Genomic DNA, 23,461 nt, shown 5'->3' with positions numbered 1-23,461 from the left:
TCAGCCGTTCTTACGGGCGCGACGCTCGAGATCGGCATCGATCGGACGCATCACGGACGCCACCGCCGCGATCGCCTCGGCGAGCGTCTTGCCCGCCTCGATCGCGTCGTCGAACGCCTTGTCCGCGCGAGCACGCTCGTCCTCGGTCTGGACGCCGTACCGGAGGGACCAGATGGCCTGGCGGCGGACCTCCTGGCGGGTGGCGGCGCCTTCGTTCTTGATCTGCTGCATCAGGTTCTCGTACTGCCCCACGGTGAACAGCTCCTTCGGTGTCGTGCCGCCGGCGGCGAACAATGCGGACGTGCTGATGCCCCCTGGATCCCCGTGGTCGTTCCCGGGAATGTGGCTGTGGCCGTAATGACCGCCCCGGTTCAGCCAGATGGTCCGGCTGCGGGGCGACTCGGGCACATTGTGGGGCGGACTGGCGATGAACCGCGGGGGCGGTCCGGCGGGCCAGACCTCCTTGATTCCCCAGCTCCGGACCGCGGCCATGAAGGCCCGGAAGTTCTTGCCCGGCTTCCAGTAGCCGGTGAACGGCTTGGCGGCGCGGCCGATCACCTCGATCTGGATGCAGACCTGGCCGACCCGGTTCGTCATCGTCGAACCGTCGTTGCGCAAAGCGCGGCCGCCGACGTTCAGCGGCATGAACTGACCGAGCCGATCGGTCAGCGGGTCCCACAGAACCTGCGGTTCGGCGGACTTGTTCTTCAGTACCCGGATCATCGCCGACCAGACGGACGACGTACCGGGGTCAGCCTCGGTGGTGTGCCAGACCACGCGCGGCGGTGCGTTGGAGGTGATGTTGCCACCGGGCGCGGACGGCGTTATCCGTTCCGCTCCGGGGATCCAGATCGTGCCTGCCATTGCTTCCCTTTCCTCACTGAGTGATCTGGTCGACCCAAGGCCTGATGATCTCCCGCTGGAAGCGACATCGCATGTCGGAGAGCGGCGGATGGCGGAGACCCTGTGGGCGACGCAGCGTACTCGACGGATCACACACTGCTATTGCATCAAGTTGGCGGGGATCCGACAACAGTGAACTGTTGACAGCATGGGGTGAATTGACGGGAGGATGAGAGCGCTCTCAAACACCCACGGACGGCGCCCTCCCGTCCCTCGCCGCCCGTGTGCATCGCCTTCTCACCGTGGGACAGATCTGAGGAGGAACAAGTGCGCAAAAGACTTCATCTCCCGGCGATCGTCGCGGCTCTGGTGACCGCGGCCGGTCTGCTCACCGCCGGCAGCGGTACCCCGGCGGCGGCCGTGCCGGCCACCATTCCGCTGAAAATCAGCAACAACTCGGGCCGTGGTGACGCCCTCTACATCTACAACCTCGGTACAAACCTGGCCACCGGCCAGCAGGGCTGGGCCGACTCGGCCGGCAACTTCCACGCCTGGCCGGCCGGCGGCAACCCGCCAACTCCGGCACCCGACGCATCGATCCCCGGCCCGGCCAACGGCCAGTCCCTCACCATACGGATGCCCAAGTTCTCCGGGCGCGTCTATTTCTCTTACGGGCAGAAATTGGTGTTCAAACTGACCACGGGCGGTCTGGTGCAGCCCGCCGTACAGAACCCGTCGGACCCGAACCGCAACATCTTGTTCAGCTGGTCGGAGTACACGCTCAACGACTCCGGTCTGTGGATCAACAGCACGCAGGTCGACATGTTCTCGGTCCCGTACGCCGTCGGTGTGCAGCCCACCGGCGGTACCACCAAGACCACCGGCCACCTGAAACCCGGCGGCTACAACGCGTTCTTCAACTCGCTGCGCAGCCAACCCGGCTGGGCCGGCCTGATCCAGACCGCGCCGAACGGCGGCACCCTCCGCGCGCTATCTCCCTTGTACGGCGTGGAAACCGGCGGCCTGGCGGCGAACGTGATGGATGACTACGTGAACCGGGTGTGGTCGAAGTACAGCTCGCAGACGCTGACCGTGACCCCGTTCACCGACCAGCCGAACACCAAGTACTTCGGTCGCGTGTCCGGCAACACGATGAACTTCACCAACAGCTCGGGGCAGACGGTCACGTCGTTCCAGAAGCCTGACTCGGCCAGCATCTTCGGTTGCTTCAAGCTGCTCGACGCACCGAACGACCTGGTCCGCGGACCGATCTCACGCACCCTCTGCGCGGGCTACAACCGGTCGACGCTGCTGGTGAACCCGAACCAGCCGGACGCGAACAACGCCAACTTCTACCAGGACGGCGTCACCAACCAGTACTCGAAGAAGGTGCACCAGCAGATGGTGGACGGTAAGGCGTACGGCTTCGCCTTCGACGACGTCGGCGCGCACGAGGCCCTCGTCCACGACGGCAACCCGGCCCAGGCTTACCTGACGCTGGACCCCTTCAACTGAAGCTGATCCACTGAACACATGCTGAAGCGGACGGTGGATGTCCCGGTCGACCCCGAGCGGGCATCCATCGCCTTCACGGCGTTCCTGAACGCTGAGGGCGCTGTCGGTGCCCGCCTGCACGACTCCATCGGGGGATGGCGGGGAACGGTCTCGGACTGGGACCCCGCCAAGTCCCTCAGCTTCACCTGGCATCCCGGCCGGGACCCACAGCGCGCCGACCACGTCACCGTCACGTTCACTCCGGTGGACGGCGGTACTCGGCTCGACCTCACCTCCACCGGCGACGACTGGCAGGACATGCTCAACCTGTACGCCGAACAGTTCTAGCGCCGATAGTGGATGGATGGTGAACGCGCCCGTCGATCCCCGCGCACTGGAAGCCTCCCTGCGCCCGCACGGCGAATCCGTCATGCTGCCGCAGGCCGCCTACACCGATCCCGCCGTCCTCGCGTGGGAACGGCGACACTTCTTCGCCGGCAGTTGGACCTGTCTCGGCCGCGCCGCCGAGCTATCGGCCAACACGCACCAGGAGCTGACCATCGGCGACATCAGCGTCCTGCTGACGTTCGGCGATCGGCCGCGGGCGTTCGCGAACACCTGTCGGCATCGCGGTCACGAGCTCCTGCCACGAGGCGAATCAAGCGACCGCCGCGCAGTTGTCTGCCCGTACCACGGTTGGTCGTACGAACTCACCGGTGCCGTGAAGGCCGCGCCCCGAATGGGCGAGGCGTTCGACCCAGCGCCGTACGGGCTGGTTGAGCTGCCGGCCGAGGTCTGGCTGGGGTGGCTGTTCGTCAACGCGACCGGTACGGCGACGTCGTTCGCCGAGCACGTCGGCGGGCTCACCGACCTCGTCGCGCCCTATGCGCCGGAGAACCTGGTGCTCAAGGCCAGACACCAGTACGACGTCGCGTCGAACTGGAAGACGGTCGTGGAGAACTACCACGAGTGCTACCACTGTCCACTGATCCATCCCGAGCTGTGCAAGGTCTCGCCACCGACCTCCGGCGACAACTGGAACCTGCCCGGCGCCTGGGTCGGCGGTCTGATGGACCTGCGGCCGGAGGCCGAGACGATGTCACTCGACGGCCGCTCGTACGGCGTCCTGCTGCCCGGCGTGGATCCGCGCCGGGTGAACTACCTCGGGCTGTTCCCGAACCTGCTCATCTCGCTGCACCCGGACTACGTGATGACGCACCGGATGGAACCGCGTTCGCCGGGGCTGACCGCGATCGAGTGCTCCTGGTATTTCCCGGCCGAGGTGCAGGATCCGTCGTACGCGGTGGAGTTCTGGGATGTCACGAATCGCGAGGACTGGGCCGCCTGCGAGTCGGTGCAGCGCGGTGCCGAGTCACCGCACTTCCAGCCCGGCCCGCTGGCACCCGCGGAGGACGCCGTCTACCAATGGGTGACGATGATCGCCCGCGGGTACCTCGGCAAGCCACTGAGTCAGTAGCCGACGGTGAACCGCGCCCGGTTGTGCGCCGGCTTCTCGAACTCGTCGAGCACCGCGACCGCGAAGTCCTCGGCCGAGATCTCGTGACCGACCGGCTCGTCCTGACCGAGACGGAAGGTGCCGGTGCGCTCGCCCGGCTGGATCACGTACGCCGGGTGCAGCATCGTCCAGTTCACGCTCTCGTCGGTGGCGCGCAGCGTCTCGAGCGCCGTGGCAACAGTCAGCGACTCCGGCTTGTACTCGGCCGGGAAGTCCGGACCGTCGAGCACACGCTGCCCACCGAGGGTCAGTCCGCCGGTGCCACCCACGACCAGTAGCCGCGTCTCGGTACCGCGGGCGGCCGCGATCAGGTTGTCGACCGCGTCGAGGTAATCCTGGTGGCTGCCGCCGGTGCGGCTCGGGCCGAGCGCCACGGCGACCACGTCCGCGTCGCCGACGATCTCCTTGACCGACGCGATGTCGTTCGCGCTGGCCTGGACACCCTTCACCCCGGCCGGGAGCTCGGCGCCGGAGCGGGTCACGCCGGTGACCTCGTGCCCACGAGCCGCCGCCTCGGCGACGATCCGGCTACCGACCATGCCACTCGCGCCATAGACCGCGATCTTCATACTGTCTCCTCCAGAAGGATGAATTCTCAACTTGTTCCAATAGTATCGATTGGTAACTGGCTACTTCAACGTGCTATAAGTACCTTGTGGTAATCAATGGGCAGTACGAGCGCGGCGACCTCTTCAACCCGCAGTGCGGGACGCGAGTGGTTCTGGACCGCATCGGCGACAAGTGGACCGCTCTGGCGGTGCTTCTGCTGCAGCACGGCCCGCTGCGCTTCACCGAGCTCCGCGACGGCATCGGCAGCGTCGCGCCCAAGGTGCTCACCCAGACCCTGCGCCGGCTGGAGCGCGACGGCCTGGTCACCCGCGAGGTCTTCGCCGAGGTCCCGCCGCGCGTGGTCTACACGCTCACCCCGATGGGCAGCTCGCTGATCAAGCCGCTGACCGCTGTGAGCGAGTGGGCCGAAGAGCACATCGTCGCCATCAACCACGCCCAGGCCGAGTACGACGCCGCCGGCTGACACGGGGTTGAAAGGCCCGGCTCCTACCGTCAGCTGAGAGTTGCTGAGACGAAGGAGGAGCTGTGGAGTTCGACTGGGGTGTAGGCGAGTACGAGCGGATCGCGGTGGACCTGGTGCCGGCCGCGCAGGTTCTCGTGAAGGCGGCATGCGTCGGTGCGCTGCCTGAGCACGTGGTCGATGTCGGCTGCGGCACTGGCAACGTAGCTCTGCTGGCCGCCGAGCTGGGCGCTCGTGTCACCGGAATCGAGCCGGCCGCCCGCCTGCGCGAGCTGACGGCAGCAGCCGCTGCTGCGCAGGGCCTAGCGGTCTCAGTGCTCGACGGGACCGCGGCTGACATCCCGTTGCCCGATGGCTCCGCCGACGTGGTGCTGTCCAACTTCGCGGTGATCATGGCCCCGGACGCGCAGGCCGCCGCCGATGAGCTCGCCCGCGTGACCGCATCCGACGGCCGCATCCTGCTGACCGCCTGGACGCCGGGCGGCCCTTGGGACGAGCTGATGGGCATCCTGGGCAAGGCCGTCGCCAAAGCCACGGATGGTGCGTTCACTCCGCCTCCGAAGCCGATCTGGCACGACTCCGACGCAGTCACCGGGTTACTGGGCCCGCGCGGCTTCAAGGTGACCGCGACGCAACACCAACTGACCTTCCCGATCGGCTCACCGGCCGAGTTCTGGCAGACCCACCTCGAGCGGCACCCGATCGGCGTACACACCACTCCCCTGCTTCAAGAGGCCGGTCTGTACGACGGCGCCCGGGCGGACGTGATCGCGCAGCTCACCGAGTGGATGCCCGAGTTCGTCGTCGACTACGTGGTGATCGAGGCCCAGCGCTAAAGCGCATCCAACTTGGTGAGCAACGGCTGCATCCCGAGCCGTATGGCGGCGTCCCGGGCCGCCGCGATCAGCTCGGCTGACGGCTCCAACCGGGCCAGGTGATAGCGACTCCGCGCAGCGAACGGCTCGTACCCGGCCAGCTCGTTGGCGCGGACCGCTGCCCGCAGGTGTTCAGCCGCCCGGTCCGCGTCGGGTGCCGTCACGCCGAGGTAGTGCTGCACCGACCCGAGCACCAGCGCGATTCCAGCACCCGTAGTCACGTGCAGATCGGCATACGGCTCCAGCACGGCGTACGCGTGCCGGCAACCGTCGTCATCACCGAGCTCCGCAGCGACGCCACCGCGAACCGCCTCGAAGAGCAGTCGCAGGAAGATGGGCGGCCGCATCGTCTCAGGAGCGGCGAGTGCGCGATAGAGGCGTTCAGCCTCGGCCGGACGTCCCTGGGCGAGGTACCAGGGGGCCAGGTGGATAAACCAGGACGGGTTGCCGATCGGGTGGTCGTTGACTGCGGGCATCATCGCCTCGGCATCGAAGTCGTCGCCGGTCAACGTGCTGATCTGCACAGGATGCTGCAGCCACAGGCCGGTCCCGCCGAGCTCACCCATCGGCGTACTGGCTCGAACGCGCTTGCCCAGCTCACGGCCCTGGTCGAATCGGCCGGAGGCGATGGTGAGGGCAGCGCGGGAGCGAGTGACGTTCCAGTCGAAGCCCGCGTCGCCGAGCCGCGCCAGCACCCTGGCCAGCTCCTCCAGCTCCGACCAGGCGGCCTGTGTCTCGCCGAGTTGCACCATCGCGTCGAATCGCCAAAGGCGACCCCACGCTGTCCCGTCGAAGTCCGCACTGCGGCGGCCGAGGCGGACCATGCGTTCACCGAGGGTCATCCGCTCCCCCGCGCCCTCAGGTGCTGAGCGAGCGATCTGCCGAGCCCGCAACGCAAGGCGCAGCGCGTCGTCGTCGGCTACTCGCTCGGCCATGGCCAGCGCCTGTCCACTGAGCTCGAGCAGACGCGTTGCATCGGGGCTGTAGACCTCCGTCAGCGCCAGCTGTGCCAGCACCTCAGCCCGCAACGGGCTGTCGGCCGCGGAGAGCCCGGCCAGCGCGGACTCGCACCATGGCTGAACCAACGGCAGCCAGCGGATGTCCGGTGACTCCGGCAACGCCAGTGCGGCCCGGGCGAGCCGCTCCGCGTCGCCGGCCCGCTGTGCCAGCTCTGCAGCCTCGGCACAGCGTTCGATCGCCCGATCCCGCAGTCCACTCAAGAACCAGGCTCGACCGGCACCCAACAACAGCCGACCGCGATCGGCCGGCGCCGGTTCGGTCAGTGCGAGCGCTTGCTCGTACCAGGACGCCGCGTCCTCGGCTGCCAGGCTCTGTACGGCGGCCGTGGCCGCAGTCTCGGCGGCGGCCATCGCCACTGCCGGGTCGCCCAACGGCAGCGCGGCCAGCCGATGCCGCGCGATGTCGGACACCCGGTCCGGTGCGGTGGCCTCGCGGTACTGCGCGATCCGCAGGTGCAACGCGGCACGCTCAACGAGCGGCAGGTCGGTCGCCAGCACCTCATGGAGCAGGTCGTGCCGGAACTCGATCGACGCACCACGCCGTACCAGCACCTGCAGCCCGAGCGCAGCGTCCAGCTGGCTGAGTACGTCGACTGCCGAGCGACCTGTGAGCGCACTCGTGACCGGTACGTCGACCACCCGCCCCACCACGGCCGCGGCACTCAGCATCCGGCGGCAGTCCGCGCTGAGCGAATGCAGGTGCTGCCGGATCGCGTCCCGGATCACCTCCGGTACGCCGTCCGCCCCGCTGAGCTCCTCGACGAACAACGGGTTGCCACCGGTCCGTTCGGTGATCGCGGCAACGACCTCTGGAGCCACGCCGCGGCTGGCCAGCAGTTCCGCCACCGCGTCCGCGGACAACCCGGTCAGGGCGAGGTGGACGCCGTACCGGCTGATCAGGTGCTGGATCTCCGCAGCGCCCTCGCGTTCGGCGAACTCGGCCGCGCGTGCCGCGACCACGACCTTCACACTGTCGGTGCGCCGGCGGCGGACCAGGTGCAGCAGCAGTGCGAGCGAGACGCCGTCCATCCACTGCGCATCGTCGATCAGGATCGTCAGTCCGTCGAACGAACTGAAGTACTCCGCGAACCGGTCGAACACGGCGAACCGCTGTTCCGCGGACAACGACGTACCGGCGAGCAGGTCGGCCACCGAGCCGCCCAGCTGCTGCACCACCTCGCCCCAGGTCCAGAACGGCTCGGTGCAGTCGACAACGCGGACCGCGACAACCCGTTCACCTGAGACCTGCGCCAGCAGGGCGGACTTCCCGATGCCCGGTTCGCCGGTGACCAGCGCGAACCCTCCGGACCGCAGCATCAGCTGCTCCAGCTCAGCAGTCCGCCCGAAGAACCCGGCGGTCGAGGCGGCTGGCGGCCGGTACGCCGTCGGCGTTGGGAGCAGAGTCGGGTCCTGACTGAGCATGCGGCGTTCCAGGTCGCGCAGTACCGGTCCTGGGTCGATGCCGAGCTCATCGGCGAGTATTCCGCGCACTGTGCGCAGTTCGATGAGGGCGTCAGCCTGGCGACCGCTGCGGTAGAGAGCGAGAGCCAGTAGCTCCCAGCGGCGTTCCCGGTAAGGCGTAGCAGCGACGGCCTCCCGGAGCGCAGCTACTGCGGTAGCGGTCTCCCCTGCGGAGAGCTGAGCCGCTGCGAGCTCCTCAACGGCCACTGCGTGCAGCTCGTCCAACCGGGCCTGCGATCCGGCAATCGCCGGCGCCCCGTCCAGCTCGGACCACGGTCGGCCGCGCCAGAGCTCCAGCGCCGCCTGATACCGCCGTACGGCGTCTGTGGCCTGGCCGGCGCTCAGTGCAGCGGCTGCGTCGTTCACCGTGGCAACGAAGCGCCCGTGGTCGAAGGCATCGGTCGGCAGGGTCAGGTGGTAGCCGCGCTCAGTGCGGACGACCTGATCCCGCCCACCCTGGCCCAGCGACGTACGGAGCCGTGAGACGACCACTCGGAGCGCACCGGCGATGTCGCCAGGCGGTTCGGCGCCCCAGACCAGCTCGGCGAGCTCATCGTCCGGCAGTGGACGGTTGGTGGTGCTGAGTGCCGCCAGCAGCCGCCGCGGCACAGCGCCGCCGAGCTCGACAGGACGTCCATCGATCTCTACCTCAACCGGCCCCAGAACACGGCAGAACACCTGGCGATGGTAGCGAGTGTTGCGGTCTGCAAGTGAGGATCGGTTAGAGGGTCCAGGCGTGGTCGGACGTGCCGGTGGTCGGGCGTCCGGCCGCCTTCAGGTCTGCCCGCAGGTCGCGCGGCAGGGCGAAGGTGAGGCTCTCCTCGGCCGTGGTGATCTCCTGGACGTCGGCGTAACCACGCTCGGCGAGCCAGCGCAGTACGTCGCGGACCAGGATCTCCGGAACACTCGCGCCACTGCTCAGACCGACCGACTCGACCCCGTCGAGCCACTTCTCGTCGATCTCGGCGGCGTAGTCGACCAGGTGACCGGCCTTGGCGCCGTACTCGAGAGCGACCTCGACCAGGCGGACCGAGTTCGACGAGTTGCGGGAGCCGACGACCAGCATCAGGTCGACCTCGGGCGCCATCTTCTTGACCGCGACCTGACGGTTCTGGGTGGCGTAGCAGATGTCGTCACTCGGCGGGTCCTGCAGCAGCGGGAACTTCTCCCGCAACCGCCGCACCGTCTCCATCGTCTCGTCGACCGACAGCGTGGTCTGCGACAGCCAGACAACCTTCTCCGGGTCCCGCACGGTGACGTTCGGTACGTCGTCCGGCCCGTCCACGATCGTGGTGTGCTCCGGCGCCTCACCGCTGGTCCCGACGACCTCTTCGTGACCCTCGTGCCCGATCAGCAGGATGTCGAAGTCAGTCGCGGCGAACCGCTTCGCCTCGTGATGCACCTTCGTCACCAGCGGGCAGGTCGCGTCAATCGTCTTCAGTTGCCGCGCGGCGGCCTCCGCATGCACCACCGGGGAGACCCCGTGGGCGGAGAAGATCACGGTCTGCCCCTCGGGCACCTCGTCGGTCTCGTCGACGAAGATCGCACCGCGGTCGGTCAAGGTCTCCACGACATACTTGTTGTGGACGATCTCCTTCCGCACGTAGACCGGCGCGCCGTACAGGTCGAGCGCCTTCTCGACCGCCACGACCGCCCGGTCCACGCCGGCGCAGTACCCCCGAGGAGCGGCCAGCAGCACCCGCTTCGTCGCCACGGCGGTCGTCGTACCAGTGTCTTCAGGCTGGGCAGTCACGAACCCCATGGTACGGGGCGCGAATCATCGCCTCCGGAGCCGCACCAACTGCGAAACCGCGAGCAAACAGGTGCAAATCGCGACTGCGACGGCGGCATCCCCGAACGAAGTGAGCCCAGGACGCGGACTCTCGGTCCCCGGCCTTGTGAGCAGCATCACGGCGATCACCCCCGCCAGTACGGCGATCGCCGCCGGAACCGGCGCGGTCGTCGGCGGCCGGAAACTCGCGTACCCGAGCAGCAAGATCAGCCCACCCATCAGGAACGCCCCGAACCCCGCCGGGTTCCCCGACCCACGCCCGGCCATCTCCCACACCGTCCCGTACTCATCGGCCGGCAGGATCGGCTGGAACGACAACACCATCGCAACCACAGCCAGTGGCGCGTACAGCCGCGCATATCCCTCGTTCACAGCCTTGTTGTACCAGGGGCCGGGTTCGAACCGGCGACCTCACCCTTATGAGGGGTGCGCGCTGACCAACTGCGCCACCCTGGCTAGTTGCCCACAGCAACATCCAGTACGTCGAGGAGCCGTCCGCCCTGTCCGGACGGCTCCCCCGGGAGGTGTTCTTCCCCTCAAGAATGCGCCGAATCCCCTTTACCCGCAAAGGATTTACGGATCGCCGCGAAGTCGTCCGGGGTGAGACCGGTCTGACCGTCCACCGGCCACACCACCTGGTGATCCGCCGGGAAGTACGCCACATCCACCGCGCCCACCCCGTCATCAACCCAGACGAACGAGCGATCGCCCACCCACTCCGCGACGTACGGCGTCTTCCACGAGCCACGCAGTACCGGCGTACGGTCCGGCCAAAGGATGGTCGGCAACTGCGGTAGACCCAGGAGTGGCGACAGCAGTCGGTTGGCTCCGTGCTCCCAACTACTGGCCCACACCAGGTCGAAAGTCGCAGCCAACGCACGCAACTCCACCCCGTGCTGCGGATTGAGGTGCACAACCCAAGACTTCGCCCCCTCGGTGATCTCGTGCCGCACGTAGCCGGGTGGGGGCTCGGCGGCGTGCGGGTTCAGCGGGCCGTCGAAGTCGAGGAGTAGGTAGGGGCGGATGGCTCAGGCCTTCGTGTAGGTGAGGACGGCTATGCCGCTTTCGTAGACCTGGTGGGCTTGGAGGTTGAGGCGGCGTACGGCGAAGTTGTCGGTGGTGAACAGTTTGACGCCGGTGCCGATCAGGACGGGGTTGACCTTGATGACCAGGCGGTCGATCTCGGGCCAGAGGCTTTCGGCCAGGCCGCCGCCACCGCATAGCCAGAGGCAGAGTCCGTCTTCTCGTTTGAGGTCTTGGACTCGCTGGACCGGGTCGGTGGCGACGAACTCGACCGTTGGGTCGGGGCTTTCGGGGAGCGTTTGGGTGAAGACGATGTTTCGCAGGCGGGGGTAGCTGTTGGTGTGGCCGAGGTCGCGGCCGAGTTCCCAGGTCTTGCGGCCCATCAGGACGGTGTCGAACACCCGGTTCTCCGCGTCGATACCGAGGGCTTCACGGACTGCGCCGGGGAGGGTTTCGGGGTAGGCGGTCATCAGCGGTACCGAGTGGTCGCCCTGGGCCAGGAAGAAGCCGCCGGGGCTGAGGTCGGTCGGGTCGCCACCGCCGGGGTCGGCGACGAATCCGTCGAGGCTGGAAGCGATGAAGTAGGTCAGTTCGCGCATCAGACCACTATACTCATAGTGGTCTGAGAGGAGAACATCCATGCGCACCAATCCCGAGCGGCGGATCCAGCTCACCGATGCCGCGATCGAGGTGCTCGCGGCGGAGGGGGCGCGGGGGCTGACATTCCGGTCGGTCGACGTGGCGGCCGCCGTACCGGCCGGGACGGCGTCCAACTACTTCGCGAACCGTGATGAGCTCCTGCTGCAAGCCGGCCTGCGCGTGCACGACCGGCTCGGTCCGGACCCTCGCGACCTGGACGAACCTGCGTCGACGGAGTTCCTGACCGCGCTGGTCGAGCTGCTGCAGCGGCGGCTGGCCGCGGATCGGAGCGGGTACTTGGCCCTGCTGGAACTGCGGCTCGAGGCGACGCGGCGGCCCGCGCTGCAGACCGCGCTGTCCGAGCGGGTTCGCGCGAACCTCGACGAGAACATCCGGTTGCATCGCGAGCACGGGCTGCCGGGGGATCCGCTGCTGCTCTATCTGATGATCGGCGGGTTCATGCTCGAGCAGCTGACACTCCCTGGCGTACTCCCGGACGGGTTGCTGGCGAAGGTGATCGCGCAGGTTGTCTCCACGCCGGAGTGAGGTGCGTGCGGGGGTTTGTCGGTGCGGGGTCGTAGGGTCTGGGGGTGGCTTTGGAGACCTCCCCGGATGCGCCTGCAGCCGTTCGCACGATTGCGAACGGCATTGCGAGCTGGATCAATCAGCTCGGCGCGGTCTGGGTCGAGGGACAGCTGACGGACGTGTCGATCGGACGTGGTACGACGACTGTGTTCGGCACGCTGCGGGACACCGACGCGGACATCTCGTTGCGGTTCACCTGTAATCGACGGGTGTTCGAGGCGGTGGATCCGCCGGTGACGGACGGGTCGCGGGTGGTCGTCAACGCCAAGCCGAACTTCTTCGCCCGCCGTGGCACGCTCGCGCTCGCGGTGAGCGAGATCAGGCATGTCGGGATCGGTGAGCTACTCGCGCGGATCGAGCGACTCAAGCAGTTGCTGGCGGCCGAGGGTTTGTTCGCTGCACACCGCAAGAAGCGGCTGCCGTTCCTGCCGCACACGATTGGGCTGATCTGCGGGCGGGATTCGGCCGCGGAGCGCGACGTACTGGAGAACGCGAAGCGGCGCTGGCCGGCGGTCGCGTTCCGGATCGAGTACGCGTCGGTTCAGGGCCCGGCCGCGGCCGGTGAAGTCATGCAGGCGCTGCGGAAGCTGGACGGCGACGAGTCGGTCGAGGTGATCGTGATCGCCCGCGGCGGTGGTTCGCTGGAGGACCTGCTGCCGTTCTCCGACGAGGGCTTGATCCGCGCGGTCTCCCAGGCACGGACCCCGATCGTGAGCGCGATCGGCCACGAACCGGACTCCCCATTGCTCGACCTGGTCGCCGACCTCCGCGCGTCCACCCCGACGGATGCCGCGAAGCGAATCGTCCCCGACGTGCGTGAGGAGCTGGACGGCGTCCGCCTGCTCCGCGACCGCGGTCTACGCGCGATCACCAGTTGGCTGGACCGCGAGGCGCACGCCCTGGCCGCGATCCGCAGCCGCCCGGCCTTGGCCGCCCCGGTCTCCGGAATCCAGCGGCGCTCGGACGAAATCACCGCGCTGGTCGACCGCAGCCGCCGTACTCTCACCCACCGCCTCGACCGCGCCGCCGACGACATCGCCCACCGACTGGCGAGCGTCCGAGCCCTGTCCCCCAAGGCGACTTTGGAGCGCGGTTACTCCGTCCTCCAACTAGCCGACGGCACAGCAGTCCGAGAGCTGGCGCAGGTCGCGGCCGGCGACGTACTGCAAGCCCGAGTCACCGACGGCCGATTCGCCGTAGAAGTCCAGCCCGAGGAGAAGAAGTGACAGCCGAACGACCTGAGATTTCTTACGAGCAGGCGCGCGAGGAGCTCGTCGAGGTCGTCCGCAAACTCGAAGCCGGCGGCACCACCCTCGAGGAGTCCCTCGCCCTCTGGGAGCGCGGCGAATCCCTCGCCACCACCTGCCAGTCCTGGCTCGAAGGCGCCCGCGAACGCCTCACCAAGGCCCAAGAAGCCACCGAAGAAAAGACCAAGTGACGTCAGGTTGTCAGTAGGGCTCTAGCTATTGCTTCTGAGCCTGTTTTGAGGCGGTCAAGGGAGAAGCCGCGGGCGCGGAGGGATTGGTGGAGGTCGGCGGCCAGGGGGGCCAGGAGGACGTGGGCGGTGTGGTCGGCGTCGAGGTCGGGACTGGACTGTTCGACCAGGTGGGCCAGGTGGCGGTGCCAGAGGTTGTAGGAGCCGATGCGGTAGCGGGCGCCGTCTGAGGCGTTTTCGCTGTCCATGAAGAGCTCGACGTGACGGTCGAGGAGATCCAGGTACGCCGTCAGGAACGCGACCACGCGGTCGACCGCGGGAGCACCCGGGCCTAGTGGCGGTGGGCCGGTCAGGATCTTGGCCTGGAGTTCTTGTTCGCGTTCGTCCAGTAGGGCGACGGCCAGGCCGGCTCGGTCGCCGAAGCGGCGGAAGACGGTGCCTTTGCCGACGCCTGCTTCGGCGGCGATCGCGTCGAGTGACACGTTCTTCACGCCGTGCTCGGTGAACAGCCGTTCCGCCGCCTCCAGTACGCGGAGGCGGTTGCGCCGGGCATCCGCCCGTTCGGGGCGTGGGGTGCCGACGACCGGGAGCTCTCGTTGTGAAACGGACTGCGGTCCGCTACTGTCGTCCATGAGACGGACTGTAGTCCGCTAGAGCCCTTGGAGGAAAGATGAACCATCCCACCGCCCGGATCGCGATCGCTTACCACTCCGGGTACGGGCACACCGCGAAGCAGGCCGAGGCAGTTGCGGCGGGTGCGCTGTCGGTCCCTGGTACCACCGCGGAACTGGTCGCGCTCGACGAACTGACCGACGACGTCTGGGCCACGCTGGCTGCGGCTGATGCGATCGTGTTCGGCGCACCGACGTACATGGGGAGTCCGAGCGCGGTCTTCAAGGCGTTCGCCGAGGCGAGCGCGAAGGTCTGGGGCGCGGACCTCGGTTGGCGGGACAAGATCGCCGCCGGGTTCACCAACTCGAAGGCGATGTCGGGCGACAAGCTCAACAGCCTGGTCGACTTCGCGGTGTTCGCCGCACAGCACGGGATGATCTGGGTCGGCCTGGACATCTACCCCGGTTGGGCCGAGAGCACCGCCAGCATCGAGGACCTGAACCGCCTCGGCAGTTGGCTCGGCGCGATGGCCCAGTCCGACGCCGACCTGTCGGCCGAGAAGGCGCCGCCGGCCACCGACCTCCGTACCGCGCATGCCCTGGGCGCGCGCGTAGCCACCGTCACCCAGCGCCACCTGCGCGGAGCCCAGGCCGCCTGATGGCCTGGCTCATCCTGCTCGCAGCCGCCGCGTTCGAGATCGCGTTCGCCTTGAGCATGAAACCCAGCGAAGGTTTCACCCGCCTGTGGCCGACCCTCGGCGTCCTTATCTTCGGCATCACCTCGGTCTACCTTCTCGGCCGAACCCTCGACCGCCTCCCGATCGGCACCGCCTACGCGATCTGGACCGGCCTAGGTTCGGTCGGAGTCGTCACCCTCGGCATCGTCCTCTTCAACGAACAACTCACCCCCACCCGCCTGGCCTGCATCGCCCTCATCGTCGCCGGCGTCATCGGCCTCCGCCTCGCCAGCGCCGAGTAGCCCACTTTGAGCACCCATCAACCACACGTCGCCCGCCGGCACGGTCGAGCCGTGCTCAACGTGACGGGCGGGCGGCACTTTGAGTGCTCATCGACCACATTTCGCGCGCGGAGACGGTCGAGCGGTGCTCAACGTCGTACGGGCGGTGGGGTCAGTGGGTGGTTCGGCGGCGGCGGGGGCGGGCGGTCAGGGAGGTGTGCGGGGGGTCGTCGGGGGCGGGGTGGCCGAGGGTTCGGTGGTAGTCGGGCCAGGTGCGGATCCGGGGCGGGATGTTGCCTATGGCATCTACTTGGGTGACCGGGTGGTGGTCGGCGAGTTGCCAGAGGTCGTCGTCGGAGCGGAGTTGGCGGAGGCCGCCGAAAAGTTCGCGGGCGCACCAAACGGGGTAGCCGGGGCCGTCGTCGTAGTGGCTGATGCCGAGGGGTGTGGAGGGGCCGGCGACTTCGGCGACCAGGGACCAGACGGCGGCCGACGTGATGCCGGGCTGGTCGCCGAGCAGGACGACGATGCCGTCGGTACGGCGGTCGACCGCGTCGAGGGCGGGGACGATCGACGAGCTGCCGGTGTCGGCGTGCGGGGATACGACGACCCGGACGCCGTCGAAGTCGATCCGGTCGTGGATCTGCTCGGACGCCGTACCGAGGGTGACGATCAGCTGGTCGAAACCGCACTCGCGGGCGGTGTCGAGGGTGGATCCGAGCAGGGTCTCGCCGTTGTAGGCCAGCGACTGCCACGGTACGCCGAGATGCGGGGAACCCTCGGCGGCCAGCAGTAACCCCGTGACGAACATCGGCGGATCAACTCCGCAACCGGGACACGTCGGGACTCCTCAGCGCTGTCCCCGAGTGGCAAGCCGAAGTCTTGATGGAACCTCGGTCCCGGCAACCCTGTCAATCAGCGTCCGGAAACTGGTCAGTACACGATCAGCGCAGCGTTGCAGCAAACGTTTCGAGGGCCGGGTACCCGGCGTTCCCGGTGACGATCGTGGTGACGCCGGAACCGACCAGCACCAAGGCGTTCTCGTCCTTGCGATCCAGCAGCACCTTGCGCTGCCAGGTGACTCCGCCGACCGTCGCCGTACCGTCGTCGGCGGTCCGGCCGAGCTCGTCGGACTGGTACTTCGTCCCGGCCACGTTGGACTGCTCCAGTCCCACGTACTTCTTCGCGTCCGTGATGACACCGAGGTGCCACGTCATCGGCGCCTGCTCCGGCGCACGGAACTCGACACTCGTCGCCTGCCAGCCACCCGGCATCGGCGACGGACCGCGGACCCACGAAGCGGCCTTGCGGGCGTCTTCCAGCTGGGCGCTGTACTCGACCGCGCGAACCTTCTCCTCCTTCGGCCGCCAGGTGACGATCATCAGGAACGCGACCACGATGAAGCAGGCCAGCAGCGCCCAGACCATGTTCGGCAGCGTCCGCGCCTTCGCCCGGTCCTTCGCGTTCTGCTCGCGGTATGCGATTGCCTCCGCGCGCGCCCGGGCCTTCTCCCGCGCCTCTGCCTCACCCTGACCAGTCGAACTCATGACACGAGTGTCGCATCCTGGCTAAGAGGTCCGATCACCCAGTTGGCTACCATCCGTGGCATGAGCGACTCGACGACTCCGCCTGCCCATCTGGAGGTCGAGGCGCATGCGCCTGACCGCAACCTCGCGCTCGAGCTGGTCCGGGTCACCGAAGCGGCGGCGATGGCGGCCGGCCGGTGGGTCGGCCGCGGTGACAAGAACGGCGCCGACGGTGCGGCAGTCAATGCGATGCGCACCCTGATCGGCACGGTCGGGATGAACGGCACGGTGGTGATCGGCGAGGGCGAGAAGGACAACGCCCCGATGCTCTACAACGGAGAGCGTGTCGGCGCCGGCGACGGCCCGGAGTGTGACGTCGCGGTCGATCCGGTCGACGGTACGACGCTCGTCGCGAAGGGCATGAACAACGGCATCGCGGTGATGGCGGTGTCGGCGCGCAACTCGATGTACGACCCGTCCGCGGTGTTCTACATGGAGAAGCTGGTCGTCGGCCCGGAGGCGGCCGAGGTGGTCGACATCCGGCTCCCGGTCGCGGAGAACATCCGCCGGGTCGCGAAGGCCAAGGGGTCCACGGTCGACGACGTCACCGTCGTACTGCTGGACCGGCCGCGGCACGAGGAGCTGGCCACGCAGATCCGGGCGACCGGTGCGCGGATCAAGTTCATCAGCGACGGCGATGTGGCCGGTGCGCTCGAGGCGGCCCGGCCGGACACCGGTCTGGACATGCTGCTCGGCATCGGCGGTACGCCGGAGGGCATCATCGCGGCCTGCGCGATGAAGTGTCTGGGCGGCAAGATCCAGGGCCGGCTCTGGCCGACCGATGACGACGAACGCCAGAAGGCGATCGACGCCGGTCACGACCTCGACCGCGTCCTCGACACCGACGACCTGGTCAGCGGCGACGACTGCTTCTTCGTCGCCACCGGTATCACCGACGGTGAGCTGCTACGCGGTGTCCGTTACGGCCGCTCGACTGCACGCACACACTCCCTGGTGATGCGCTCCCGCAGCGGCACGATCCGCACCATCGAGAGCGTCCACCAACTGGCCAAGCTCCGCGCGTACTCCGCCATCGACTTCGAGCACGCAAGATGAGTGCACCTCTCCTCGTAATCGGCGAGGCATTGGTGGACATCGTCAGTTCTGGGCCGAAGACCACGCGGAACGGGAACGGGAAGCCGAAGGCGACGCCCGGTGGGTCCCCGGCGAATGTGGCGGTCGGTCTGGCGAGGCTCGGCGTACCGACTGAGCTGGTGACGCGGTTCGGGACCGACCCGTACGGCGATCAGCTCGGTGCGCACCTGTTCGGGAACGGCGTCCAGTTGTCGCCTGGCTCGGTCGAGCCCGGGTTCCGGACCAGTACGGCGACTGCGACGCTCGACGCGGCCGGAGTTGCGTCGTACCAGTTCGACATCACGTGGGAGCCGCCGGCGTTGTCGCTGTCGCGTGGTTGTCCCGCGGTGCACACCGGGTCGATCGCGACTGTGCTCGAGCCGGGTTCCTCGGCGATCCGCGATTTCCTGAAGACGCTCGAGGACCAGCCGGTCACGGTGACGCTCGACCCGAACGCGCGCCCGACGATCACTCCGGACCCGGTGTCCACGTGGGCCGCCGTACGGGAGCTGGCTGCGCTGTCGGACTTGGTGAAGCTGAGTGACGAGGACTGCGAGTTCCTGCGGCCCGGGCAGTCGCCCGAGTCGATCGCGGTCGAGCTGCTGAGCGCGCCGCGGACCCAGTGTGTCGTGATCACGCGGGGCGGCGAGGGTGCGCTCGGCATCAGCCGGGAGGGGCGGATCGACGTGACCGCGCCGAAGATCGATGTGGTCGACACGGTCGGTGCGGGTGACTCGTTCATGGCCGCCCTGATCGCCGGGCTGGCCAGCCACGACCTGCTCGGTGCGACTCGCTTGGCCGGGCTCACGTCGCAGAGCCTGCAGAGCGTGGTCGACTACGCCGTGAAGGCGGCCGCGATCACCTGCACCCGGCATGGCGCCGACCCGCCGACCGCGGCCGAGCACACGGCGACCTGGGGAGCCTGATGCCCGCAGATGTCTGGAACACCCAGCTGGACGAGGACGGCCGGGTGGTGTTCCCACCGCGCCGCGGCCGCCTCTACCTGCGACTGACCGCGTTCGGCCTGCTGATGCTCGCGTCCGCCGCGACGAACCTGGACCACCTGCGCACCGACGGCATCTCCGGAACCATCGGCGTACTGCGCCTGACCGCACTGGCCGCGTTCATCTACGGGACCGGCCTGACGCTCTGGCAGCTGATCGCGAACCGGCCGGTCGTCACGATCGATGCCGACGGCGTCACCCGCGGCCGCAGCCTCGCCTGGTCCGGGATCGCGCAGATCGACGAGCCCACCGGCTTCACCGGCGCCCGGACAATCCAGGTGCGCCCGGTCGACCGTCGTACCAGGCCGTTGCGTATCTCGCTCGACAACGTCGAGGAGCTCGACGCCTTCGCGCACTGGCTGCGCTCGGTCCAGACGCGCTACACGAACTAGACCACGCTGCTGCGGACCGCGGTCAGGTGTTCGCGGCAGCGCGCGGCGGAGAGCTCGGGATCGCGATCCCGTACGGCGTCCGCGATCGCGACGTGAGCGGCTTGGTCGTGGCGATGCCGGTGCTGGTCGTCGAGCTTCAGCATGTCGAGCATCGTGGTGCGGATCCGGGGCACGAACGCGTCGAACAGCTCGGCCAGCACGGTGTTGTGGGCCGCGGTGACCAGGGCCCGATGGAAGGCGAGATCGGCCTCGACGTACCAGTCATCAGGTGATTTCACCGACGCGTCGAGCCGGTCCTTCAGCGTGTAGCGGAAGCTCTTCAGATCGGCCGGGGTACGGCGTTCCGCGGCGAGCCGGGCGGCCTCGGTCTCGATTGCGATCCGCCCTTCCAGTACGTCGGTGATGTCGGCCCGGCGAAGCACCTGGTCCCAGTCCTCCGCGGCCTGGTGGCCGATCACGAACACGCCCGCACCCTGCCGGCTCTCCAACACCCGGCGGCCGGCCAGCTCGCGGACCGCCTCTCGAATCGTCGACCGGCCGACACCGAGCTGCGCGGCCAACGTCGTCTCACCCGGCAGCTTCGCGCCGAGCGCCCATTCGCCGCTGCCGATCCGGCGCAGCAGCTCTTCGGCGGCCTGCTCGGCCAAGGGGTGACGGCGAATCATGCGGCTCAGTCTAGGGGGTTCCGAACTGCTTCTCAGGTTATCAGCTTGTCTGAGGAGTTGAATCGGGTTAGCGTGATTCGGGTGATGCACTGGAACCGTCAGCTCCCCTCCCCGATGCCGAGCCACCGCTACCGCGACATCTACTCCCGAATCCCTGTCCTGCCGCCCGACCGCACCTGGCCGGACCAGCGGATCACCGCCGCTCCGCTGTGGGTCCCGGTCGACCTGCGGGACGGCAACCAGGCTTTGGCCGAACCGATGGACCCCGAGCGGAAACGCCGCTTCTTCGAGCTGATGGTTGCCATCGGCTACAAAGAGATCGAGGTCGGGTACCCGTCCGCCTCACAGACCGACTTCGACTTCGTCCGGCTTCTGGCGACGACCGATCTAGTCCCATCCGATGTCACGGTGGTCGTGTTCACACCGGCTCGACCGGACTTGATTGCGCGCACGATCGAGTCCATTCAGGGGATTCGCGGGCAGGTCGTCGTACACATGTATGCCGCGACTGCGCCGACCTGGCGGGACGTCGTACTGCGTCGATCGCGGGACGAGTTGGCGGCGATGATCCAGGCTGGCGCCGAGCAGGTGCTGCGGCTGGGTGGGGAATCGGTGCGGTTCCAGTTCTCGCCTGAGGTGTTCAACCTGACTGAGCCGGACTACATCCTGGAGCTCGCCGATCAGGTGACGAAGGTCTGGGACGCTTCTGCGGAGCGGCCGGTGATTCTCAACTTGCCGGCGACGGTCGAGGCGGCGACTCCGAATGTGTACGCCGACCAGATCGAGTACATGCACCAGAACCTCCCCCGGCGAGACGGGGTGATCCTCTCGGTCCACCCGCACAACGACCGCGGGACCGGGATCGCGTGCGCGGAACTCGCCGTACTGGCCGGCGCGCAGCGCGTCGAGGGCTGCATCTTCGGCAACGGCGAACGCACCGGCAACGTCGACATCGCAACCCTGGCCCTCAACCTGCACGCACAAGGCGTCGACCCGATGATCGACTTCTCCGACATCGACGGGATCCGCGAGACGGTCGAATTCTGCACCCGAATGCCGATCCACCCACGGCACCCGTACGTCGGCGAACTCGTCTACACGGCCTTCTCCGGGACCCACCAGGACGCGATCCGCAAGGGGTTCGCGGCCCAGGGCGACGGACTGTGGGAGGTGCCGTACCTGCCGATCGACCCGGCCGATGTCGGTCGCGGCTACGAGGCCGTCGTACGGGTGAACAGCCAGTCCGGCAAGGGCGGAATCGCGCACGTCCTCGAGACGTCGTACGGCGTCCAACTGTCGCCTTCACAGCAGGTGGATTTCGCCCGCCACGTCCAACGCCGTACCGATTCGACCGGTCGAGAAGCAACCGCGACGGAACTGAAGGCCTTGTACGACGAGGTCTACCGGTCGAACTGACCACCCGCCAGTGTCCCCTTCGTGCACTAGAGTTGCGCTTCCTGGGGAGGGGTGGGGGGAATGACGACGTTGGGTGAACTGCCGCCGGCGGACTGGACCGCGGTGTACGAACGGACTGGGCGGGTCGAGTTTCCTTTGCGGCGACTGGCTTTTGGCGTTCGGACGATGCCGCTGTTTCTGTTTCTGGTTCCGGTCGTCGTCTTGTCGGCGACGATGTTCGGGGACGCGGTCGTCTTTGCGAAGGTGTTGAGCGGGTTCGGCATCGTTGGGTTCCTGGTCGGATTCGGCGGTGTCAGCTGGCAGGTGGTCACGCGTAAACCGGCCCTGGTTGTCGATGCCGAGGGTGTTCGGCTGGGTCGTCGGTCGATCCCGTGGGCGGACTTCGCGATGGCGCGACTCCCGGCCGGTCCGCGCGGCTTCCGGTACGTCGCCCTCAAGCCGGTCGACGGTCCACTGAAGGAGATCCGCGTCTCGCACGCAACCATCCAAGACCTCGACGCCTTCACCCACTGGCTCAACGCACTCCGCGACAACCGCCGTACCGCCGAGGGAGACGCCCATGCCGACCATGGGTGAGCTGGGGCCGGCTGAGTGGACCGCGGAGTTTGAGCGGGGCGGGCGGGTGGAGTTCCCACTGCGGCGGCGACCTGCGGCGTTGCGTGCGGCTGTCCTGCTGCTGTTGCTCGCACCGGTGAATGTGAACGCGATCGTCGGGTTCGCGGACGAGTCCACGGTTGGGCGGATCTTCGAGGTCTGCGGCCTGGCTGGGTATGCGCTCATCCTCGGCGGCATCACCTGGCAATTGGTGACTCGGCGGCCGATCGTGGTCGTCGACACCGAAGGCATTCGCACTGGGCGCAAGCTCATGCCGTGGGACGCGGTCGGCACGGCCGGGATTCCCACCGGGCCGACGATCCTGCGCTCACTGCCGGTGCTTCCCGCGGATGTGTGGGCCAAGGAGATTCGCATCCTCCAGGACAACGTCCGCGACCTCACCGCCTTGTCCGCCTGGCTGAACGACCTCCGGCCTCACCGCCGTACGACCGAGGGAGACTCGCATGCCGAGCACGGGTGATCTGACGGTTGACGTCTGGGACGCGGAGTACCGCCGTACGGGCGAGGTTGTCTTTCCGGTACGGCGGTTTCCTGCGGTTCTGCGGGTGGTTCTCATTGGCGCGCTGACGCTGCTCCAGGCGGCCAGCATGGCGACCAGTGATCAGGATGTCGCTTGGTGGGTGGTCGACTGGCTGCTCCTCGCGTTGGCCACGACGGTCCTTGCCTACTGCCTTTGGCAGTTGGCTACCCGTCGCCCGACGTTGGTCGTCAATGCCGAAGGCATCCGCAAGGGCCGCAAGCTGCTCACCTGGTCGACCATCACCACACTCGACTTCTCCGCCTCGTCCAGCGGCCTGCGAGTCCGCTCCGACGTTCCCCGCAAACGTCTCTTCATCCCGCGCGACAACGTCCGCGACCTCGCCATGGCTCGCGCCTGGCTCCTCCACCTGCAGGAATCCCACCGCGGCTCCGGACCCTCGCCATGGTGACGGGAGACGCCGGCCCCGAACACTGGGACGCCGAATACCGCCGTACCGGCCGTGTGGTCTTCCCGCGCCGCCGCCGATCCCTCTTCACCCGCCAGGTGCTGCTCTCGTGGGTCGTCGTGATCGTCGCGGCGATCGGAATCACCGACGAATTCGACACCCGCGGCACCTGGTTCTACATCCGAGCATGCATCGTCGCGCTCCTGGTGAGTGGTGCCGTCTCCACCACAGCCCAGATCCTCCGCGGCACCCCCGTCCTGACCGTCGACACCACCGGCATCCGCCTCGGCGACGACTCCACCCCCTGGACCGCCATCACCACCATCGGCGCCCCGGTCACCTCCTTCTTCAGCAACCACCTCCCGATCCACTTCACCAACGAAGACGGCGACGACGACGACCTCGAGATCCCCCGCGACAACGTCGACGACCTCCCCTCCTTAGCCGCCTGGCTCAACCACCTCCACACCGAACGCCGCATCCCCTAGGCGGCCGAGTCCCC

Annotated in this window: 29 protein-coding genes and 1 tRNA gene; 18 read left to right on the top strand and 12 right to left on the bottom strand. The window is 68.0% G+C overall.

What is annotated here, in order from left to right; genetic code table 11:
- Window positions 1–864 carry a hypothetical protein gene (locus ACFTSF_RS17290; RefSeq protein ID WP_344151617.1) on the bottom strand — a complete coding sequence of 288 codons (864 nt, stop codon included), beginning with the start codon at window positions 862–864 and terminating at the stop codon, window positions 1–3.
- 306 nt (window positions 865–1,170) lie between these two features.
- Between ACFTSF_RS17290 and ACFTSF_RS17285 the strand changes: the two genes are divergently transcribed.
- The 3 genes from ACFTSF_RS17285 to ACFTSF_RS17275 are packed head-to-tail and all read left to right on the top strand — an operon-like array spanning window position 1,171 to window position 3,814.
- Window positions 1,171–2,358, top strand: a complete 1,188-nt coding sequence (locus tag ACFTSF_RS17285; RefSeq protein WP_380154684.1) for a glycoside hydrolase family 64 protein — start codon at window positions 1,171–1,173, stop codon at window positions 2,356–2,358.
- Window positions 2,359–2,376: 18 nt separating this feature from the next.
- Window positions 2,377–2,685 (top strand): SRPBCC domain-containing protein, encoded by a 309-nt coding sequence (locus ACFTSF_RS17280; protein ID WP_380154683.1) that lies wholly within the window; start codon window positions 2,377–2,379, stop codon window positions 2,683–2,685.
- Window positions 2,686–2,701: 16 nt separating this feature from the next.
- Window positions 2,702–3,814: an SRPBCC family protein gene (locus tag ACFTSF_RS17275; protein ID WP_380154682.1), complete on the top strand. Its 1,113-nt coding sequence runs from the start codon at window positions 2,702–2,704 to the stop codon at window positions 3,812–3,814.
- Here ACFTSF_RS17275 and ACFTSF_RS17270 read toward each other — a convergent pair.
- The gene (locus tag ACFTSF_RS17270) at window positions 3,808–4,422 is read right to left on the bottom strand and encodes an NAD(P)-dependent oxidoreductase (RefSeq protein ID WP_380154681.1); all 615 of its coding nucleotides are present in this window, start codon (window positions 4,420–4,422) and stop codon (window positions 3,808–3,810) included. The two genes, ACFTSF_RS17275 and ACFTSF_RS17270, sit on opposite strands and share 7 nt — an antisense overlap.
- Window positions 4,423–4,508: 86 nt before the next feature.
- On the opposite strand from ACFTSF_RS17270, the gene ACFTSF_RS17265 reads away from it, so the two are divergent.
- Both ACFTSF_RS17265 and ACFTSF_RS17260 read left to right on the top strand, forming a co-directional pair.
- A complete protein-coding gene (locus tag ACFTSF_RS17265; protein ID WP_344151602.1) occupies window positions 4,509–4,886 on the top strand; it encodes a helix-turn-helix domain-containing protein in 378 nt (125 codons plus the stop codon).
- 62 nt (window positions 4,887–4,948) lie between these two features.
- A complete protein-coding gene (locus ACFTSF_RS17260; RefSeq protein ID WP_380154680.1) occupies window positions 4,949–5,719 on the top strand; it encodes a class I SAM-dependent methyltransferase in 771 nt (256 codons plus the stop codon).
- On the opposite strand, the gene ACFTSF_RS17255 is transcribed toward ACFTSF_RS17260, so the two are convergent.
- The 6 genes from ACFTSF_RS17255 to ACFTSF_RS17230 all read right to left on the bottom strand — a co-directional run bounded on the left by ACFTSF_RS17255 (window position 5,716) and on the right by ACFTSF_RS17230 (window position 11,652).
- Window positions 5,716–8,916, bottom strand: a complete 3,201-nt coding sequence (locus ACFTSF_RS17255; protein ID WP_380154679.1) for a BTAD domain-containing putative transcriptional regulator — start codon at window positions 8,914–8,916, stop codon at window positions 5,716–5,718. The genes ACFTSF_RS17260 and ACFTSF_RS17255 overlap by 4 nt on opposite strands.
- A gap of 43 nt (window positions 8,917–8,959) precedes the next feature.
- On the bottom strand, window positions 8,960–10,000 hold the full coding sequence (locus ACFTSF_RS17250) for a 4-hydroxy-3-methylbut-2-enyl diphosphate reductase (RefSeq protein ID WP_380154678.1): 1,041 nt from the start codon (window positions 9,998–10,000) through the stop codon (window positions 8,960–8,962).
- A 15-nt stretch (window positions 10,001–10,015) separates the two neighbouring features.
- The gene (locus tag ACFTSF_RS17245; RefSeq protein WP_380154677.1) at window positions 10,016–10,402 is read right to left on the bottom strand and encodes a hypothetical protein; all 387 of its coding nucleotides are present in this window, start codon (window positions 10,400–10,402) and stop codon (window positions 10,016–10,018) included.
- Window positions 10,403–10,412: 10 nt separating this feature from the next.
- A tRNA-Met gene (locus ACFTSF_RS17240) sits at window positions 10,413–10,486 on the bottom strand.
- A gap of 80 nt (window positions 10,487–10,566) precedes the next feature.
- Entirely contained in the window at window positions 10,567–11,055 is a 489-nt protein-coding gene (locus tag ACFTSF_RS17235) for an HAD domain-containing protein (RefSeq protein WP_380154836.1), read from the bottom strand.
- Between the two features lie 3 nt (window positions 11,056–11,058).
- Entirely contained in the window at window positions 11,059–11,652 is a 594-nt protein-coding gene (locus ACFTSF_RS17230) for a dihydrofolate reductase family protein (protein ID WP_380154676.1), read from the bottom strand.
- A gap of 40 nt (window positions 11,653–11,692) precedes the next feature.
- Between ACFTSF_RS17230 and ACFTSF_RS17225 the strand changes: the two genes are divergently transcribed.
- The 3 genes from ACFTSF_RS17225 to ACFTSF_RS17215 are packed head-to-tail and all read left to right on the top strand — an operon-like array spanning window position 11,693 to window position 13,715.
- Window positions 11,693–12,238: a TetR/AcrR family transcriptional regulator gene (locus ACFTSF_RS17225; RefSeq protein WP_380154675.1), complete on the top strand. Its 546-nt coding sequence runs from the start codon at window positions 11,693–11,695 to the stop codon at window positions 12,236–12,238.
- Between the two features lie 44 nt (window positions 12,239–12,282).
- A complete protein-coding gene (gene xseA, locus ACFTSF_RS17220; RefSeq protein WP_380154674.1) occupies window positions 12,283–13,503 on the top strand; it encodes an exodeoxyribonuclease VII large subunit in 1,221 nt (406 codons plus the stop codon).
- On the top strand, window positions 13,500–13,715 hold the full coding sequence (locus ACFTSF_RS17215) for an exodeoxyribonuclease VII small subunit (protein WP_344151580.1): 216 nt from the start codon (window positions 13,500–13,502) through the stop codon (window positions 13,713–13,715). Before xseA ends, ACFTSF_RS17215 begins: the two co-directional genes overlap by 4 nt.
- 2 nt (window positions 13,716–13,717) lie before the next feature.
- Here ACFTSF_RS17215 and ACFTSF_RS17210 read toward each other — a convergent pair whose 3' ends face one another.
- Window positions 13,718–14,344: a TetR/AcrR family transcriptional regulator gene (locus ACFTSF_RS17210; RefSeq protein WP_380154673.1), complete on the bottom strand. Its 627-nt coding sequence runs from the start codon at window positions 14,342–14,344 to the stop codon at window positions 13,718–13,720.
- Window positions 14,345–14,382: 38 nt separating this feature from the next.
- On the opposite strand from ACFTSF_RS17210, the gene ACFTSF_RS17205 reads away from it, so the two are divergent.
- Both ACFTSF_RS17205 and ACFTSF_RS17200 read left to right on the top strand, forming a co-directional pair.
- Entirely contained in the window at window positions 14,383–14,982 is a 600-nt protein-coding gene (locus tag ACFTSF_RS17205) for a flavodoxin family protein (RefSeq protein ID WP_380154672.1), read from the top strand.
- Window positions 14,982–15,302, top strand: coding sequence for a DMT family transporter (locus ACFTSF_RS17200; protein ID WP_380154671.1), 321 nt, complete (start codon window positions 14,982–14,984; stop codon window positions 15,300–15,302). Before ACFTSF_RS17205 ends, ACFTSF_RS17200 begins: the two co-directional genes overlap by 1 nt.
- A 151-nt stretch (window positions 15,303–15,453) precedes the next feature.
- On the opposite strand, the gene ACFTSF_RS17195 is transcribed toward ACFTSF_RS17200, so the two are convergent.
- Window positions 15,454–16,092 carry an NTP transferase domain-containing protein gene (locus ACFTSF_RS17195; protein WP_380154670.1) on the bottom strand — a complete coding sequence of 213 codons (639 nt, stop codon included), beginning with the start codon at window positions 16,090–16,092 and terminating at the stop codon, window positions 15,454–15,456.
- A 133-nt stretch (window positions 16,093–16,225) separates the two neighbouring features.
- Window positions 16,226–16,828 carry a DUF4245 domain-containing protein gene (locus ACFTSF_RS17190; RefSeq protein WP_380154669.1) on the bottom strand — a complete coding sequence of 201 codons (603 nt, stop codon included), beginning with the start codon at window positions 16,826–16,828 and terminating at the stop codon, window positions 16,226–16,228.
- A gap of 60 nt (window positions 16,829–16,888) precedes the next feature.
- Between ACFTSF_RS17190 and glpX the strand changes: the two genes are divergently transcribed.
- From glpX to ACFTSF_RS17175, 3 genes are read left to right on the top strand one after another with little or no spacing between them, the layout of a single operon-like run.
- Window positions 16,889–17,923: a class II fructose-bisphosphatase gene (gene glpX / locus ACFTSF_RS17185; protein ID WP_380154668.1), complete on the top strand. Its 1,035-nt coding sequence runs from the start codon at window positions 16,889–16,891 to the stop codon at window positions 17,921–17,923.
- Window positions 17,920–18,867, top strand: coding sequence for a carbohydrate kinase (locus tag ACFTSF_RS17180; protein WP_380154667.1), 948 nt, complete (start codon window positions 17,920–17,922; stop codon window positions 18,865–18,867). The genes glpX and ACFTSF_RS17180 overlap by 4 nt, the downstream gene beginning before the upstream one ends.
- Complete coding sequence (locus ACFTSF_RS17175) at window positions 18,867–19,337, top strand: hypothetical protein (protein WP_380154666.1); 471 nt, start codon at window positions 18,867–18,869, stop codon at window positions 19,335–19,337. The genes ACFTSF_RS17180 and ACFTSF_RS17175 overlap by 1 nt, the downstream gene beginning before the upstream one ends.
- On the opposite strand, the gene ACFTSF_RS17170 is transcribed toward ACFTSF_RS17175, so the two are convergent.
- Window positions 19,334–20,002, bottom strand: a complete 669-nt coding sequence (locus tag ACFTSF_RS17170) for a FadR/GntR family transcriptional regulator (protein ID WP_380154665.1) — start codon at window positions 20,000–20,002, stop codon at window positions 19,334–19,336. The two genes, ACFTSF_RS17175 and ACFTSF_RS17170, sit on opposite strands and share 4 nt — an antisense overlap.
- An 84-nt stretch (window positions 20,003–20,086) precedes the next feature.
- Between ACFTSF_RS17170 and ACFTSF_RS17165 the strand changes: the two genes are divergently transcribed.
- Genes ACFTSF_RS17165 through ACFTSF_RS17145 form a run of 5 tightly spaced genes read left to right on the top strand, consistent with a single transcriptional unit; the run spans window position 20,087 to window position 23,447 of the window.
- Window positions 20,087–21,418 carry a 2-isopropylmalate synthase gene (locus tag ACFTSF_RS17165; RefSeq protein ID WP_380154835.1) on the top strand — a complete coding sequence of 444 codons (1,332 nt, stop codon included), beginning with the start codon at window positions 20,087–20,089 and terminating at the stop codon, window positions 21,416–21,418.
- Between the two features lie 60 nt (window positions 21,419–21,478).
- Window positions 21,479–21,994: a hypothetical protein gene (locus ACFTSF_RS17160; RefSeq protein ID WP_380154664.1), complete on the top strand. Its 516-nt coding sequence runs from the start codon at window positions 21,479–21,481 to the stop codon at window positions 21,992–21,994.
- Window positions 21,978–22,493 (top strand): hypothetical protein, encoded by a 516-nt coding sequence (locus ACFTSF_RS17155; protein WP_380154663.1) that lies wholly within the window; start codon window positions 21,978–21,980, stop codon window positions 22,491–22,493. The genes ACFTSF_RS17160 and ACFTSF_RS17155 overlap by 17 nt, the downstream gene beginning before the upstream one ends.
- Window positions 22,477–22,962: a hypothetical protein gene (locus ACFTSF_RS17150; protein WP_380154662.1), complete on the top strand. Its 486-nt coding sequence runs from the start codon at window positions 22,477–22,479 to the stop codon at window positions 22,960–22,962. The genes ACFTSF_RS17155 and ACFTSF_RS17150 overlap by 17 nt, the downstream gene beginning before the upstream one ends.
- The gene (locus ACFTSF_RS17145) at window positions 22,959–23,447 is read left to right on the top strand and encodes a hypothetical protein (RefSeq protein WP_380154661.1); all 489 of its coding nucleotides are present in this window, start codon (window positions 22,959–22,961) and stop codon (window positions 23,445–23,447) included. Before ACFTSF_RS17150 ends, ACFTSF_RS17145 begins: the two co-directional genes overlap by 4 nt.
- Window positions 23,448–23,461: the final 14 nt, after the last annotated feature.

Origin of the sequence: Kribbella sp. NPDC056951, assembly GCF_042674205.1 — a bacterium.
Classification (GTDB): domain Bacteria; phylum Actinomycetota; class Actinomycetes; order Propionibacteriales; family Kribbellaceae; genus Kribbella; species Kribbella yunnanensis.
This window is presented reverse-complemented; position numbering and strand designations above follow the sequence as displayed.